We start from the raw sequence: 15,317 nt of genomic DNA, 5'->3' as shown, positions 1-15,317 counted from the left end.
CCCTTCATTCAGGAGGATTCACCATGACCGACTCACTCGCCCAACGTGTCCTGCAACTCGGCCTGGCCCTGCCAACCCCAAGCCAGCCGATCGCCAACTACGTCAACCACATAGTCAGCCAAAACCAGTTGTTCATTTCCGGGCAGATTCCGCTGCTCGATGGCAAACCGGCGTTCATCGGCCGACTCGGTGAAACAATGTCCGAGGAAGAAGGAGTTAGCGCCGCTGAGCTGGCTGCGCTGGGTCTGCTTTCCCAGCTCAGCAATGCCCTGGGTGATGACCTGAATAAACTGGTGCGCATCATCCGTCTCGGTGTATTCATCGCCAGCGCCGGCGATTTCAAGAGCCAGGGCGCGGTAGCCAACGGCTCATCTAATCTGCTGGTCAACGCCCTCGGTGAGAAGGGTAAACATGTGCGCACGGCAGTCGGCGTCTCCAGCCTGCCCGGCGGCGTGGCGGTAGAAATCGACGCGATTTTCGAGCTGCATCCATGAACCTCGCCGAAGTGGCGCGTTTGCGGGCGGCCACACCGGGTTGCGCCAGCGTGATTCACTTCAACCACGCCGGCGCTTCGCTACCCAGTCAGGCCACCCTCGACGTCATCCTTGGGCAACTGCAACGCGAAGCCTTCGGCGGTCCGATGGAGGCTGCCGATCAAAGCGTCCAGGCCCGCGCCCGAGCAGCGGCGGCCACCCTGCTCAACACCGTGCCCGAGGCCATTGCCTTCGCCAGCAGTGGCTCGGCGGCCTGGGGCATGGCGTTCAGTGCGTTGGGCCCATGGCAAACCGGCGACCGGATTTTGGTCGGTCGCCACGAGTGGGGCGGCAATCTGGCCTGCATCGCCCGAGCCGTCGCCGCCGGCGCGCAATTGGAGGTGATCCCCTGCGACGAGACGGGCGCAGTGTCCGTGAGCGCCCTCCAGCACATGATCGACCCGACGGTGAAGCTGATCGCTCTGACCTGGCTGCCCGCCAACGGCGGCCTGATCAACCCCGCCGAGGCGATTGGCGCCGTGGCGCAGCAGCATCGCATCCCGTATTTCATCGACGCCGGTCAGGCGCTGGGGCAACTGTCCTGTGATGTACAGGCGTTGAACTGCGATGTGCTCAAGGGTGCTGGGCGAAAATTTCTGCGCGGCCCGCGAGGCACGGCGCTGCTTTATATAAGGCAGAGTTTTATGGAACAGCTCAAACCCACTCAACTGGATGTGCTGTCAGCCCCGTGGGACGGCAAAGGCTTTGCCCTGCGCGACGATGCCCGGCGCTTTGAAACCAGCGAAGTGTCCGTGGCGCTGCTGGCCGGGTTGGCCAATGCGCTGGAGGAATGCAACGGCTTAGGCCCGGCAAACATTCGTCGGCGGATCGATTCGCTCAGTCGGGCTTTGCGCGAACGCTTGATAACGATCCCTGGCCTGACGCTGCATAATCTCGGCCCCACAGACCATCAATCCGGGCTGATCGCGTTTACGCTCAAGGGTTGGGACAGCGTCGAATTGAAGCTGCGGCTGGCACGGCAAGGCATCAACATCGGCGCCAATGGCGTGGCTTATACGCCGCTGGATATGCAGGCCAGAGGGCTGGAGAGCATCGCGCGGATTGCCGTAAGTTATTTGAACACCGAAGAAGAGATTGAGGTGCTGCTGGGGAGTTTGCGGGAATTGGCCAAAGATAGCGGCGTCTGAAACGATCGCAGCCTTCGGCAGCTCCTGCGGGGGATTGTGAGGATTTCGAAATTGCAGCAGGCGGCGTGGCGGCAAACTAGATCTGGATATCGACCCAGAGGCCCTGGCGCGGCTCATCTTCAATCAGTGGCGCGACCGGCACGGTGTTGTCGGCGTTGAGTTCGTCGCCGGGGATTGCCAGGTGTTCAGCAGGATCTTCATCGGCCTCACGGCGGCGCCGGTCCTGCTCCTGCCGTCGGCGCTGTTCCTCGCGCAGCTGCAGGGCGGCCTCTTCCGGGTCGCGTTTTTGCAAGTCGATCGTGCTTTCGCTGGAGCTTTCCTGCACAGGCACCACCGGCGGAATGTCCGGGCGCTGGCGGATCGGGTCCTGCTGTGAGGTGATCGGCACGGCACTCAAGGGCAGCATCGGTTGCAGCATAATTATTAGTCTCCTGTCATCAGGCTGTCGGCTGCGCGGCGGGCGACTTGAGCCATCGGTCGCAAAGTTGTGAACCAGCGCACGCACACACGACGATGTTTTATCCGACAACACAGAACCCAAGCGTTCCCCAAGATCGAAAAATCACGGCCATCACCGGCGTCGGCGCGAGTTATCCTTTGGCCCTGAAGGCTCATTCCGTTAAGATAGCCCGCTTTTTCAAGGTGGGAGTCAGGCAGCATGGCGCAGCAGTATCAACCGGGGCAACGCTGGATTAGTGACAGCGAAGCCGAGCTGGGTTTGGGCACCGTTCTGGCACAGGACGGCCGCTTGTTGACCGTGCTCTATCCGGCCACTGGCGACACTCGTCAGTACGCGCTACGGAATGCGCCCCTCACTCGCGTGCGGTTTTCTCCGGGTGACTCGATCACTCACTTCGAAGGCTGGAAACTGACCGTACAGGAAGTCGACGATGTCGACGGCTTGCTGGTCTATCACGGCCTCAACGCGCAGAACGAAGCGGTCACCCTGCCGGAAACCCAACTGTCGAACTTCATTCAGTTCCGTCTGGCCAGCGACCGCCTGTTCGCCGGGCAGATCGACCCGCTGGCCTGGTTCTCCCTGCGTTATCACACCCTGGAACACACCAGCCGTCAGTTGCAGTCCTCCCTCTGGGGCCTGGGCGGCGTGCGTGCGCAGCCGATCGCGCACCAATTGCACATCGCCCGTGAAGTCGCTGACCGTATCGCGCCACGGGTATTGCTGGCGGACGAAGTGGGCCTGGGTAAAACCATCGAAGCCGGCCTGGTGATCCATCGCCAACTGCTCTCGGGCCGCGCCAACCGCGTGCTGATCCTGGTTCCAGAGAACCTGCAGCACCAGTGGTTGGTGGAGATGCGCCGCCGCTTCAACCTGCAGGTCGCGCTGTTCGACGAAGAACGCTTCATCGAAAGCGATGCCGCCAACCCGTTCGAAGACACCCAACTTGCGCTGGTTGCGCTGGAATGGCTGGTGGACGACGAGAAAGCCCAGGACGCGCTGTTCGCCGCTGGTTGGGACTTGCTCGTCGTCGACGAAGCCCACCATTTGGTCTGGCACGAAGAAAAGGCCAGCCCGGAATACTCGCTGGTCGAGCAACTGGCTGAAGTCATTCCCGGCGTGCTGCTGCTGACCGCAACCCCGGAACAACTGGGCCAGGACAGCCACTTCGCGCGTCTGCGCCTGCTTGACCCGAACCGTTTCCATGACCTGCACGCCTTCCGCGCCGAGAGCGAAAACTATCGCCCGGTAGCCGAAGCCGTTCAGGAGTTGCTGGACAAAGGACGCCTGTCGCCGGAAGCGCACAAAACTATTCACGGCTTCCTCGGCAATGAAGGCGAAGCCCTACTGACTGCCGTCAACGATGGCGACGTCGAAGCCAGCGCCCGACTGGTGCGCGAGTTGCTCGACCGCCACGGCACCGGCCGCGTGCTGTTCCGCAATACCCGCGCCGCCGTGCAAGGGTTCCCGGAGCGCAAGCTGCACCCGTACCCGCTGCCGTGCCCCGACGAGTACCTCGAACTGCCGCTGGGCGATCACGCAGAGCTCTACCCGGAAGTCAGCTTCCAGGCCCAGCCGGACGCCAACGAAGAAGAACGCTGGTGGAAATTCGACCCGCGCGTCGAATGGCTGATCGATCAGCTGAAGATGCTCAAGCGCACCAAAGTGCTGGTGATCTGCGCCCACGCCGAAACCGCCATGGACCTGGAAGACGCCCTGCGTGTACGTTCCGGCATCCCGGCCACGGTGTTCCACGAGGGCATGAACATCCTCGAACGTGACCGCGCTGCCGCCTACTTCGCCGACGAAGAATTTGGCGCCCAAGTGCTGATCTGCTCGGAAATCGGCAGTGAAGGTCGCAACTTCCAATTCTCGCACCACCTGGTGCTGTTCGATCTGCCGGCCCACCCGGACCTGCTGGAGCAGCGTATCGGTCGTCTCGACCGAATCGGCCAGAAGCACATCATTGAACTGCACGTGCCGTACCTGGAAACCAGCCCGCAAGAGCGGCTGTTCCAGTGGTACCACGAAGCGCTGAACGCCTTCCTCAACACCTGCCCGACCGGCAACGCCTTGCAGCATCAGTTCGGCTCGCGCCTGCTGCCGCTGCTGGAAAACGCCGATGACGGCGAGTGGCAAGCGCTGATCGACGAGGCACGCGGCGAGCGTGAGCGTCTGGAAGCTGAGCTGCACACCGGCCGTGATCGCCTGCTGGAACTCAACTCCGGCGGTTCGGGCGAAGGCGATCAGTTGGTCGAGGACATCCTTGAGCAAGACGATCAGTTCGCCCTGCCGATCTACATGGAAACTTTGTTCGATGCGTTCGGTATCGACAGCGAAGACCATTCGGAAAACGCCCTGATCCTCAAACCGAGCGAAAAAATGCTCGACGCCAGCTTCCCGCTGGGCGACGACGAAGGCGTGACCATCACCTACGACCGCAACCAGGCGCTGTCTCGCGAAGACATGCAGTTCATCACCTGGGAGCACCCGATGGTGCAGGGCGGCATGGATTTGGTGCTGTCCGGCTCGATGGGCAACACCGCCGTGGCGCTGATCAAGAACAAGGCGCTCAAACCTGGCACCGTGTTGCTGGAACTGCTTTACGTCAGCGAAGTGGTAGCCCCGCGCTCGCTGCAACTGGGCCGTTACCTGCCGCCGGCCGCCCTGCGCTGCCTGCTTGATGCCAATGGCAACGACTTGTCGGGCCGGGTGTCGTTTGAAACCTTGAACGATCAACTGGAAAGCGTACCGCGCGCCAGCGCCAATAAGTTTATCCAGGCCCAGCGCGATCAGCTGACGCCGCGGATCAACGCCGGCGAAGAGAAAATCACCCCGCGTCACGCCGAGCGTGTGGCTGAGGCGCAGCGTCGCCTGGCCGCCGACACCGACGAAGAACTGGCGCGCCTGACCGCGTTGCAAGCGGTCAACCCGACCGTACGCGACAGCGAACTGGTCGCCCTGCGCAACCAGCGCGAGCAAGGCTTGGCCATGCTCGACAAGGCGGCGCTGCGACTGGAAGCGATTCGGGTGTTGGTGGCGGGTTAAGTCCCCTGCTCCACCGCTAAAAAAAAAGGCCCGCCGAGATGCGGGCCTTTTTTTGTCTGCCGATCGTTTGTCCGCCGATCGTTCCCACGCTCCGCGTGGGAATGCCTCACCGGACGCTCTGCGTCCGCTCTTGGGACGCGGAGCGTCCCTGGCTGCATTCCCACGCGGAGCGTGGGAACGATCAAGCGTGGGAACGATCATTACGCGGTGACGGCAGGAATTTGCGGCTCAACCACCGCCACCAACCCATCTTTCATCCGCTTGGCATCGCGCACAAAACAGCGCGACGCCATAAACAGAAACACCATGGTGAAAAACAACGCCACCGGGATCAGGTACATCGCGTCGTGCAAGCCCACAGCCTTGAACGCCTCGGTCATCTCCCCGGCCCCCGCCGCCAGCATCGCCGTCTTCGCGAAGTGATCGGACAAACCACCGACCACCACCGGCCCCAAGCCACCGCCGAGCAAATACAACCCGGCAAAGAACAACGCCATCGCCGTGGCTCGCAGGCGCGGTTCGACCACGTCCTGGATCGCCGTGTACACGCAGGTGTAGAAGTTGTAGGCGAACAGCCAACCCAGGCTGAACACCGCGACAAACATGCCAATCTCGATGCGCCCGGCGTGCAGCGCCCACGCCGTGCACACGGTCGAGATGATCAAACTGAATGCGGCAAACAACAGTCGCCCATTGGCCACGCGTTGGTGGATCTTGTCCGCCACCCAGCCGCCCAGCGTCAGGCCGAACAACCCCGTCACACCGACGATAACGCCGGTTGCCACCGCCGCCTCATGCAAGGGCATCAGGAAGTAGCGCTGCAGCATCGGCACCAGGAAGGAGTTGCAGGCATAGGTTGCGAAGTTGAAACACAGCCCCGCCATCACCAGCCACAGGAAGGTCGGCACCGCCAGCACCCGACGGATCGGCCGATCCACGCGTTCTTGGGACACCTGCACGCTTTCCGCAGCGCCGCGTTTCGGCTCTTTGATGAAGAACATGAAGATCGCCAGGACAAGCCCCGGCGCCGCCGCGATGAAAAACGGCGCACGCCAGCTGTCGAAAGCCTTGACCATCCAGCCGATGGTGAAGAATGCCAGCAGCAGGCCCAACGGCAGCCCGAGCATGAAAATGCCCATGGCCCGCGCGCGGCGGTGGGCCGGGAACAGGTCGCCGATCAGCGAATTAGCGGCGGGTGCGTAACTGGCTTCACCGATGCCGATGCCCATGCGCACCAGCAGGAAACTCCAGAAACTGCCCACCAGCCCGTTGACGGCGGTCAGCCCGCTCCACACCGCAAGGCCCCAGCCCATCAGTTTGGCGCGCGAACCGGTATCGGCCATCCGCCCCAGCGGCAGGCCGGCAATAGCATAAACAATGGTGAAGGCCGTCCCGATAATTCCCAGTTGAAAGTCGCTGAGGTGCCATTCCATGCGAATGGGCTCGATGATGATGGCGGGGATGGTGCGATCGAAGAAGTTGAACAGGTTGGCCAGGAACAGCAGGAACAGAATGCGCCAGGCATTCGCCGCTTGGGTCGAGTTCTGCATGGGGTCCGTCTCTTTTATTGTTATGAAGGCGTCGCTGCCCCCGGAAACTGCAATCTAGTCAGGCGCGCGTGGCCTGTCTGTCATCATTCGCCAGCCTGATATCAGGCCATGGAACCCAGCACCCCATAGGAGCAAAGCTCCGTGTGAACGAGCCGACATATTGCGTGAAATTTCAAGCCCGGCACCGACGAATTGTGTGAAAAATATACCTCCGCGCCCCCCTTCCCAAGTCCAGGCCGAAGCCTAGAATAGCGGCCTGATCTACCCACCGTTGCCCCCATCCCTCTTTGACTATCGCCCATGTCCGAAGCCAGTCCGTGTCTGAATTGCGGTGCCTGCTGTTCTCATTTTCGCGTGTCTTTTTTCTGGGGTGAATGCACCTCGGCCGGGGGGACGGTACCCGACGAACTGGTCGCCCCCATCAGCCCCAGTCGGGTGGCGATGCTCGGTACAGACTGCAAACCCACCCGCTGCGTCGGGCTGGTGGGCGAGGTGGGCAGCACCGTGCAGTGCTCGATTTACGATCAGCGTTCAAGCACCTGCCGGGAGTTCGATGCCTCCTGGGCCAACGGCGAGGCGAACGTGGATTGCGATGCGGCGCGGGCCGCGTTCGGCCTCCCGGCCCTGCAACCCGAATTCGAAATGCCTTATGAGCAGAGTGCCTGAGGCTTAGTGCCGATCGTTATAAAGCTCATACCAAAATCATTAGCGTCAACGTGCCACTACGTCTTGCGCTCTGTACATGACCTCTATACTCCAAAGCATTCGCTGGCGCCCACGGCGCCGGCCATGATGACTTAGAGACGGGGCATGCTATGGATTGGCTTGGTTTGCAGTTCCTTACCGAGCTGCCAGAAAGCGGGCAGGTCATCCTCAACTGCACACACAACCCTTTTCTGGTGATGCTGGCGTATGTGGTCGCCTGTGTAGCCGGCTTCGCCACGCTGGACATGACCGAACGGGTCGGCCATGTGGAAAAATCCGGGTCCCAACGGCTTTGGCGCTGGGTCGGCGCCCTATGTCTGGCGGGCGGCATCTGGGCCATGCACTTCATCAGCATGCTGGCGTTTCAGGCACCGGTGGAAATTCACTACCAACTGCCCATCACCCTGCTCTCGCTGATATTCGCCCTGACAGCTTCGTATCTGGCGATGCACACGCTCAGTCACCCTCATGTGAATTTCTGGCAATACCTGCGCGCAGCCGTCTGGATCGGCCTGGGCATCGCGACCATGCACTATGTAGGCATGGCCGCCATGCGTTCGGTGGCTACGGCGTATTACAACCCCTACCTGTTCGCCCTCTCCGTCGCCATTGCGATTGGCGCCAGCCTCGCCGCACTGTTGATTTCCAGTTACCTGCGCGATGGCACCGGTTTGTATCACCAACTGCTCAAATTCACCGCCAGCCTGGTGCTCGGGGCCGGCATCGTCAGCATGCATTTCACCGGCATGGCGGCGCTCACGCTGGTGCTGCCCATCGGCCTGCTGCCGATGTTGCCCGGTGAAAATAACCATTTGCAACTGGGGCTGACGGTGGCGGTCATGACCCTGTTGATCATCGGCAGTTGCATCAGCGCGGCACTGGCCGACAAGAAGCTGCAAATCAAGGAACACGACCTGCGTCGGGTCAACACCCTGCTCACCCAACTGGACCAGGCGCGCATGTCGCTGCAACAGGTGGCGCATTACGACGCCCTGACCAACCTGATCAACCGCCGCGGCTTCAATCAGATCTTTGCCGAGAAACTGATCGAGAAGACCAACGAAGGCGGCATGCTGGCGGTGCTGTTCCTCGACATCGACCATTTCAAACGCATCAACGACAGTCTCGGTCATGACGCCGGCGACGAATTGCTCAAGGTATTAGCCGGCCACATCAAGGGTTCGGTACGCAGCCACGACGATGTGGTGGCGCGCTTCGGTGGCGACGAGTTCTGCATCCTCATCGGCCTGCACGACCGTGAAGAAGCGCGGCACATGGCCCAGCGCATCATGCACAAAATGAAAGAGCCCATCGAGCTGTCCGGCCGGCGCATGGTCATGACCACCAGCATCGGCATCAGCCTGTTCCCCGAGGACGGCAAGACCTGCGAAGAACTGTTGAAAAACGCCGACCTGGCGCTGTACCAGTCCAAGGGCAACGGTCGCAACAGCCTGAACTTTTTCAGCTCGAACCTCAGGACCCGGGCGACGATGGAACTGCAACTGGAAGAAGAATTACGCCATGCCCTGCGCGAAGACACGGGGCTGATGCTGTACTACCAACCGATCTATGAGTTGAAAACCGGCCAGGTCACCAAGCTCGAAGCGTTGATTCGCTGGCAACACCCGACTCACGGTTTGCTCACCCCCGAGCGTTTCATCGCCATCGCCGAAGCCAACGGGCTGATCGCCGAACTGGACAACTGGGTGCTGCGCAAAGCCTGTGAAGACCTGGGCGAGTTGTCCCGTCACGGCTGTGAATCCCTGAAGATTGCGGTGAACTGCTCGCCCCTGAACCTGGCGCGCGAAGAGTTGGCCGACGAAATCGAACATGCCCTGCACGTGACCGGGGTTGAACCCCAGCGCCTGGAACTGGAAGTTACGGAAAACGCGCTGATGGGCAATATCGCCAACACCCTGGTGCTGCTGCGGCAGATTCGCGCCCTCGGGGTGTCGTTGTCGATCGATGACTTCGGCACCGGTTATTCATCCCTGGCCTACCTCAAGCGCCTGCCGTTGAACACGCTGAAGATTGATCGCTCATTCATTCAGGACATCCCCAAGGCGACTCAGGACATGGAGATCGTCCAGGCGATCATCGTCATGGCGCACACCCTGCATCTGCAGGTGGTCACCGAAGGGGTCGAAACCGTCGAGCAATACGAGTTTCTCGAACGCCTGGGCTGCGATTTCGTCCAGGGCTACCTGCTCAGCCGCCCGGTACCGCTGGAGGAATTACGCCCGGTGCTGAACGAAATCAACCAGCGCAAGCACTCACACACGGTCAGTCCACTGAGTCTGGCTCGCGGTATAACTGCACTAACGTTGACGGATCCTTTTCCAAAAAACCCTGGCCCCCATGCAGGCGCATCAATTGTGCGGCCAATCCGCTGATCGGCGTGGCCGAGCCTTGTTCGCGAGAAAATTTCACCGCCGTGTCCAGATCCTTGAGCAGCGTGCGCACATGCCATTTCACCGGTTCGAAGCGGCTCTCGGCCATTTGCGGGGCGAGGATCTGCAACGGTTTTGAATCGGCGAAACCGCCGGCCAGCGCTTCGGCGATCAGGCTGGCATCGACGCCGGAACGTTCGGCCAGTGCTACCACTTCGGCGATCACCAGGGCATTGCAGGCGACGATCATCTGATTGCAGGCCTTGGTCACCTGGCCGGCACCGACGGCACCCATGTGGGTAACCCGTGGACCCAGACTCAGCAAGATCGGCCGCACGCGTTCAAGGTCCGCCACTTCACCGCCAACCATGATCGCCAGGCTACCCGCCTCGGCACCGACCACTCCGCCCGACACCGGAGCGTCCAGCCAACTCATGCTGCTTTTGCTGGCAAGTGCTGTCGCCATTTCCCGCGTGGCGGTGGGCTCCAGGCTGGAAAAATCCACCAGCAGTTGAGCACTTTTCCCACCCTCGGCAATACCAGCCGGGCCAAACACCACCTCACGCACCACCGCCGTGTCCGCCAGACACAGCATCACCACCTCCGCGTGCTGACAGAGTTCAGCGGGCGTCGCCACCTGCCGCGCCCCCGCTACCACCAACGGTGCGCACTTTTCCGGATTGCGATTCCACACCGTCAGCGGATAACCCGCGGCCAACAGACGCCGGCACATCGGCAAGCCCATCAAGCCGATCCCGGCGAATCCGAGGGAAGGTAAAGCGGCCATCATTTTGCCTCCTTTTGATTAAAGATCGCCGAATAATGGCCGATCCATCATAAATCAGGAAAGGACTCCCCCGAGCGACGCACCAGCCAACACCTTGTCGCTTGGGCAAAATACGCGCGCAAAAAGACGCGAGATCCCATTCCGTGAAGTTCGATGACGCCTTGTCGTCGAGCCAACCAGTCCAGGTACATGGCGCACAATGACTTCTAAAAACAATCCGGCCACTGCGGTATCCGATCTGACCTTGAGCCCGGCGGCCAACAGCCCTTCAGCGTCGAAGCCATTGATCCCGTCGCGCCCGCTGGCGACCCAGCAGTACCTGTACTTCACCGAAACCAATACCGACCGCATCCTCGATAACCTCGATGGCCTGCGCGACATGGTGTTCCCGCGCCCACCGCACCTGGAAGGCGACAGCGAACAGCACAGCGAGCAGGAATTCCCGTCGGTGTGCCTGATCGGCCTCGGCCGCTGCGGTTCGAACATCGCGCTGGACGTGGCCGAACTGGTGTACAACGCGCGCAAGTTCTACCTCAACGAATTCAACAACGAAGATCGCCTGTCGCCGGACAAACGCTACGCCGAAAAAGGCTACAGCCCGGCCCAGTGGATTCGTAACAACTTGCGCCTGGGGCCGAACAAGGCCACCAAACCGGTGTTCCTGGTCGAGCCGCTGGTGATGCTCGGCGACTTGGACAAGGACATCGCCGGGCGCATCCGTTTCTCGCGCAAGGGCGAAAAAAGCGGCTTCCTGCGCGACTACAGCAAAATGAAAATCATGGACTTGTCGGAAGTCCACGCCGGTGGCGCCGGTAACGCGCCGATCCTCGGCCAATACCTGGCCAAGATCATCCTGAACAAGGACACCCAGCGTTTCTCCAGCCCTGACTGGAAGATGATTCACTCGTACCTGATCGACAGCTGCGGGATCAAGGCCAACCAGTCGCGCCTGTATTTCTCGATCTTCAGCGCCGGCGGCGGTACCGGTTCGGGCATGGCCTCGGAATTCGGCCTGGCCCAGCAGCACTCGTACATGAACAAGACGTTCGACACCAAGCCGATGGACGAGCACGACAGCAAAAGCGGCCACGCCTTTGTCTTTGAGCCGATCTTCACCAGCGGCATCTGCGTGCTGCCGAACATTTCCGACCACCGCAGCGAAATGTCCGAGGCGCTGCACATCAACGCCGGTCGCCTGCTGTGCAAATACTTGTCGGAGGAATGGGACTTCTCGTACAACTTCGACAATGAAGACAGCAGCGAAGCCAGCGTCATGGGCCGTATCCGCCCATGGAACGCGATGATGCTGATCTCCAACGACATCATGCGTTACGCAGAAGAGAGCGATGACGGCAATATCCAGAACATTGATGTCAATGCGATGGAAAAACACGCCAACCAATACATCTCGCAGCAGATCTTCAACATTCTGACGGCGCAGGCGGTCACGACTGACTACGACCAGAACTATTTCCGTCGCGCCGGCATCGACATCGGCGAAACCATTCGCCTGGACGCCAACGACCTGTTCATGAGCCTGGCCGGCCCGGTGGCGATTGCCTACGCCGAGTCCGTGGTGCCGGAAACCCCGGCGCCGAGCAGCGACAAGTTCAAGGTGTTCGATAAAGAGCCGCAGCGCCTGAACATCGACGACCTGTTCTTCCGCTCCATCGACCTGCCGCACTTCAACAAGGTCACCCAGGCCATCGAAGGCATCAGCCTGTTGCCGATCGAGTCCAAGCGCTATCGCGCCTCGCTGGAGCAGTACAAGAATTCCGGTTATGACGCCGCCGCGTTGCACGACCTGCACTTCTTCAAGAACTGCTCGTCGGTGGTGTCGATCGTGTCGCTGCCCAAGGACTACAAGCTGTCCTACATGGACCTGAACCGGTTGAAGACGCACCTCAACAGCCTGTTCCCGAACACCACGCTCAAGCGTTATGCGCTGGTGATCGGCGCCTCGGCCAACTTGTCGCTGACCACGTTGATCGCCAAGAGCCCGTGCCTGTCGGACGACTTCCTGACCCTGATCGTGGCTTTCATCAAACGCTGCTTCGCGAAAAACCCGTACCGCTTCGACGAGACCCTGGACAACTCGATCCTCGACTTCATCATTCATGAAGACTTCGACGAAGACCTGATCGACGACCTGCTCAACGAGTTTGAGAACCCGGCGAAGATCCTCGACACCAACTGGTACGCGATCAAACCGATGTACGAGAAGAAGTACCGCGAGCTGATCAACGACAAGGACAAGTTTGTGTCGATCAACGACATACGCTTGTCCCGTGATTGTGTGAAGAAGGCGATCAAGTACTTGCGTGAGATTTATCGTCACCGGATTGGCAAGACCAAGGTTATTTCCCTGAATAACCACACCGGTAAAACCGCTTAACGGGGAATGCCCGAAAAGATCGCAGCCTTCGGCAGCCCCGTTAGATCGTTCCCACGCTCTGCGTGGGAATGCCTCAATGGACGCTCCGCGTTCGGCTTCTGATGGGACGCGGAGCGTCCCGGGCTGCATTCCCACGCGGAGCGTGGGAACGATCGCAGACCGTGGGAACGATCACATCCAGAAACAATTAAGCAGCCGTTAGGCTGCTCACTAAACTGTTCCCGTTACGTTTACGTCACCCTCGCCAAGACCCTTCTGTGGCCTTTCTCTACGGCAACATGCCATCACGCTACTCGCCTACACACTTTTAGCCAGCCAGGTCGCGCACTGATTTGGTGCTCGGCGTCAGCTCGTCGCCCTTTCCTGGATCAGAATCCACGGCGAAACCACCACCGCCCATAGCTCGGGATCGCGCTCGAAAAGATCCAGCGCCCGCGTTTCAGAGAGCTTGGCGAGGGTGTCGGCGGCCAGCCAGGCAGCCACTTTCTCGCCTTCATCCGTGGCCACGGCTTCGGCGGCGGCGATCAAATCCAGGCTTGGGTCGACCCACAATAGGGCACCCTTGGCAAAGAACGGTTCCAGTTCCTTCCAGGTAATAGATGCGGTCTCACCAAGCAGCTTGGCATAGAGGGTGCTAGGTTCTTGAGTCATGGGTCCTGTCCGGAAAAGAAATCGACGCGAATGATAACGTCGGTGGTCCGGCAGAAAAACCCGGATGCAATTGAGTCATCGAATGAAAAGCGCAGGAAAGCCAAGGATTGCTGTGAATACAGCCTGAACCCCCGCCGCAATTCTGTATTTTTCTTTCAAAAAAGCGACACCCTCAGGTTTTGCCCCCCGGCGCTGCCTTCCCAGGCTAACAATCGGCGCTCTACACTGTACCGGTACAGTTGCCGGGGGCATTTTCCGGAGGATATCCAAGATATCTGACCCGGTTCTGCTGCTACGGCGCCAGGACTATAAAAACTACAACAGTAAGAGTGGAGCACTATGACTAAGGCTACTAAGCAGATTTCCAAACTGTTTGCCGCTATGGTTCTGGCCGGGGTTGCCAGCCATTCGTTCGCAGCTGACACCATCAAGATCGGTATCGCCGGCCCTAAGACCGGCCCGGTAGCCCAATACGGCGACATGCAGTTCAGCGGCGCCAAAATGGCCATTGAACAAATCAACGCCAAGGGCGGTGTCGACGGCAAGAAACTCGAAGCCGTTGAATACGACGATGCCTGTGATCCGAAACAAGCGGTTGCTGTAGCGAACAAAGTCGTCAACGACGGCGTCAAGTTCGTGGTCGGTCACCTGTGCTCCAGCTCCACTCAACCCGCTTCGGACATCTACGAAGACGAAGGCGTGATCATGATCACCCCGGCTGCTACCAGCCCGGACATCACCGCCCGTGGTTACAAAATGATCTTCCGTACCATCGGTCTGGACAGCGCCCAGGGCCCTGCCGCCGGTAACTACATCGCTGATCACGTGAAACCGAAAATCGTTGCTGTGCTGCACGACAAACAGCAATACGGTGAAGGCATCGCCACCGCCGTGAAGAAAACCCTGGAAAGCAAAGGCGTGAAAGTTGCCGTGTTCGAAGGCATCAACGCCGGCGACAAAGACTTCTCCTCGATGATCTCCAAGCTCAAGCAAGCCAACGTCGACTTCGTCTACTACGGCGGCTACCACCCGGAGCTGGGTCTGATCCTGCGTCAATCCCAGGAAAAAGGCCTGAAAGCCAAGTTCATGGGCCCGGAAGGCGTGGGTAACGACTCCATTTCGCAGATCGCCAAGGACGCTTCCGAAGGCCTGCTGGTGACCCTGCCGAAATCTTTCGATCAGGATCCGGCCAACATCGCCCTGGCTGACGCGTTCAAAGCCAAGAAAGAAGACCCGAGCGGTCCGTTCGTGTTCCCGGCCTACTCGGCTGTTGAAGTCATCGCCGGTGGTATCACTGCCGCCAAGAGCGAAGACCCTGCCAAAGTGGCCGCGGCCATCCACGCAGGTTCCTTCAAGACCCCGACTGGCGACCTGAGCTTCGACGCCAAGGGCGACCTGAAAGACTTCAAATTCGTGGTTTACGAGTGGCACTTCGGCAAACCTAAAACTGAAGTTTCGCCTCAGTAAGGCGTTGCCTGACTGACTGCCAATAAAGCCCACGGCGTGCCGTGGGCTTTGTTTTACGAACGTATAGGGCCGCGCTGGCGTGATCCGCCAGTCTCCCCACCTGAAAATCTCAAAACCGTCATCAGCGGTTCGCTGGCAAACCTCGAATTCGAAGTGGATGCAGATCCACGGGGCTCGAGCGGGAAA

Annotated in this window: 11 protein-coding genes; 7 read left to right on the top strand and 4 right to left on the bottom strand. The window is 60.1% G+C overall.

Annotated features, from left to right (window positions below; genetic code table 11):
• Positions 1-23: 23 nt before the first annotated feature.
• Together ACA071_RS06520 and ACA071_RS06515 are read left to right on the top strand one after the other, a co-directional pair.
• Positions 24-494, top strand: coding sequence for a RidA family protein (locus tag ACA071_RS06520; RefSeq protein WP_497643629.1), 471 nt, complete (start codon positions 24-26; stop codon positions 492-494).
• Entirely contained in the window at positions 491-1,681 is a 1,191-nt protein-coding gene (locus ACA071_RS06515; RefSeq protein ID WP_497643628.1) for an aminotransferase class V-fold PLP-dependent enzyme, read from the top strand. The genes ACA071_RS06520 and ACA071_RS06515 overlap by 4 nt, the downstream gene beginning before the upstream one ends.
• Before the next feature lie 76 nt (positions 1,682-1,757).
• Here ACA071_RS06515 and ACA071_RS06510 read toward each other — a convergent pair whose 3' ends face one another.
• The gene (locus ACA071_RS06510; protein ID WP_497643627.1) at positions 1,758-2,099 is read right to left on the bottom strand and encodes an aspartate-semialdehyde dehydrogenase; all 342 of its coding nucleotides are present in this window, start codon (positions 2,097-2,099) and stop codon (positions 1,758-1,760) included.
• Positions 2,100-2,339: 240 nt separating this feature from the next.
• Between ACA071_RS06510 and rapA the strand changes: the two genes are divergently transcribed.
• Complete coding sequence (rapA, locus tag ACA071_RS06505) at positions 2,340-5,186, top strand: RNA polymerase-associated protein RapA (protein WP_497643626.1); 2,847 nt, start codon at positions 2,340-2,342, stop codon at positions 5,184-5,186.
• A 200-nt stretch (positions 5,187-5,386) separates the two neighbouring features.
• Here the strand turns inward: rapA and ACA071_RS06500 are convergent, their stop codons facing one another.
• Complete coding sequence (locus ACA071_RS06500; protein ID WP_497643625.1) at positions 5,387-6,736, bottom strand: spinster family MFS transporter; 1,350 nt, start codon at positions 6,734-6,736, stop codon at positions 5,387-5,389.
• A gap of 300 nt (positions 6,737-7,036) precedes the next feature.
• On the opposite strand from ACA071_RS06500, the gene ACA071_RS06495 reads away from it, so the two are divergent.
• Positions 7,037-7,402, top strand: a complete 366-nt coding sequence (locus ACA071_RS06495) for a YkgJ family cysteine cluster protein (protein WP_032834782.1) — start codon at positions 7,037-7,039, stop codon at positions 7,400-7,402.
• Positions 7,403-7,551: 149 nt separating this feature from the next.
• Complete coding sequence (locus ACA071_RS06490; RefSeq protein WP_497643624.1) at positions 7,552-9,834, top strand: putative bifunctional diguanylate cyclase/phosphodiesterase; 2,283 nt, start codon at positions 7,552-7,554, stop codon at positions 9,832-9,834.
• On the opposite strand, the gene ACA071_RS06485 is transcribed toward ACA071_RS06490, so the two are convergent.
• Positions 9,725-10,621, bottom strand: coding sequence for an NAD(P)-dependent oxidoreductase (locus tag ACA071_RS06485; RefSeq protein ID WP_497643623.1), 897 nt, complete (start codon positions 10,619-10,621; stop codon positions 9,725-9,727). The two genes, ACA071_RS06490 and ACA071_RS06485, sit on opposite strands and share 110 nt — an antisense overlap.
• A 196-nt stretch (positions 10,622-10,817) precedes the next feature.
• Between ACA071_RS06485 and ACA071_RS06480 the strand changes: the two genes are divergently transcribed.
• On the top strand, positions 10,818-13,013 hold the full coding sequence (locus ACA071_RS06480; protein ID WP_169371284.1) for a hypothetical protein: 2,196 nt from the start codon (positions 10,818-10,820) through the stop codon (positions 13,011-13,013).
• Between the two features lie 345 nt (positions 13,014-13,358).
• On the opposite strand, the gene ACA071_RS06475 is transcribed toward ACA071_RS06480, so the two are convergent.
• On the bottom strand, positions 13,359-13,664 hold the full coding sequence (locus ACA071_RS06475) for a DUF2288 domain-containing protein (RefSeq protein WP_133837346.1): 306 nt from the start codon (positions 13,662-13,664) through the stop codon (positions 13,359-13,361).
• A gap of 339 nt (positions 13,665-14,003) precedes the next feature.
• Here ACA071_RS06475 and ACA071_RS06470 point away from each other — a divergent pair, with 339 nt between their 5' ends.
• Positions 14,004-15,131, top strand: a complete 1,128-nt coding sequence (locus ACA071_RS06470) for a branched-chain amino acid ABC transporter substrate-binding protein (protein ID WP_497643622.1) — start codon at positions 14,004-14,006, stop codon at positions 15,129-15,131.
• The last annotated feature ends 186 nt before the right edge of the window (positions 15,132-15,317 follow it).

The sequence above is a fragment of the Pseudomonas sp. LBUM1646 genome, from assembly GCF_059716165.1.
This window is presented reverse-complemented; position numbering and strand designations above follow the sequence as displayed.

What these genes read in the sequence shown, in the direction of transcription:
- ACA071_RS06520 (WP_497643629.1), top strand. Translation starts at nt 24, where the DNA reads ATGACCGACTCACTCGCCCAACGTGTCCTGCAACTCGGCCTGGCCCTG.
- ACA071_RS06515 (WP_497643628.1), top strand. Translation starts at nt 491, where the DNA reads ATGAACCTCGCCGAAGTGGCGCGTTTGCGGGCGGCCACACCGGGTTGC.
- ACA071_RS06510 (WP_497643627.1), bottom strand. Translation starts at nt 2,099, where the DNA reads ATGCTGCAACCGATGCTGCCCTTGAGTGCCGTGCCGATCACCTCACAG.
- rapA (WP_497643626.1), top strand. Translation starts at nt 2,340, where the DNA reads ATGGCGCAGCAGTATCAACCGGGGCAACGCTGGATTAGTGACAGCGAA.
- ACA071_RS06500 (WP_497643625.1), bottom strand. Translation starts at nt 6,736, where the DNA reads ATGCAGAACTCGACCCAAGCGGCGAATGCCTGGCGCATTCTGTTCCTG.
- ACA071_RS06495 (WP_032834782.1), top strand. Translation starts at nt 7,037, where the DNA reads ATGTCCGAAGCCAGTCCGTGTCTGAATTGCGGTGCCTGCTGTTCTCAT.
- ACA071_RS06490 (WP_497643624.1), top strand. Translation starts at nt 7,552, where the DNA reads ATGGATTGGCTTGGTTTGCAGTTCCTTACCGAGCTGCCAGAAAGCGGG.
- ACA071_RS06485 (WP_497643623.1), bottom strand. Translation starts at nt 10,621, where the DNA reads ATGATGGCCGCTTTACCTTCCCTCGGATTCGCCGGGATCGGCTTGATG.
- ACA071_RS06480 (WP_169371284.1), top strand. Translation starts at nt 10,818, where the DNA reads ATGACTTCTAAAAACAATCCGGCCACTGCGGTATCCGATCTGACCTTG.
- ACA071_RS06475 (WP_133837346.1), bottom strand. Translation starts at nt 13,664, where the DNA reads ATGACTCAAGAACCTAGCACCCTCTATGCCAAGCTGCTTGGTGAGACC.
- ACA071_RS06470 (WP_497643622.1), top strand. Translation starts at nt 14,004, where the DNA reads ATGACTAAGGCTACTAAGCAGATTTCCAAACTGTTTGCCGCTATGGTT.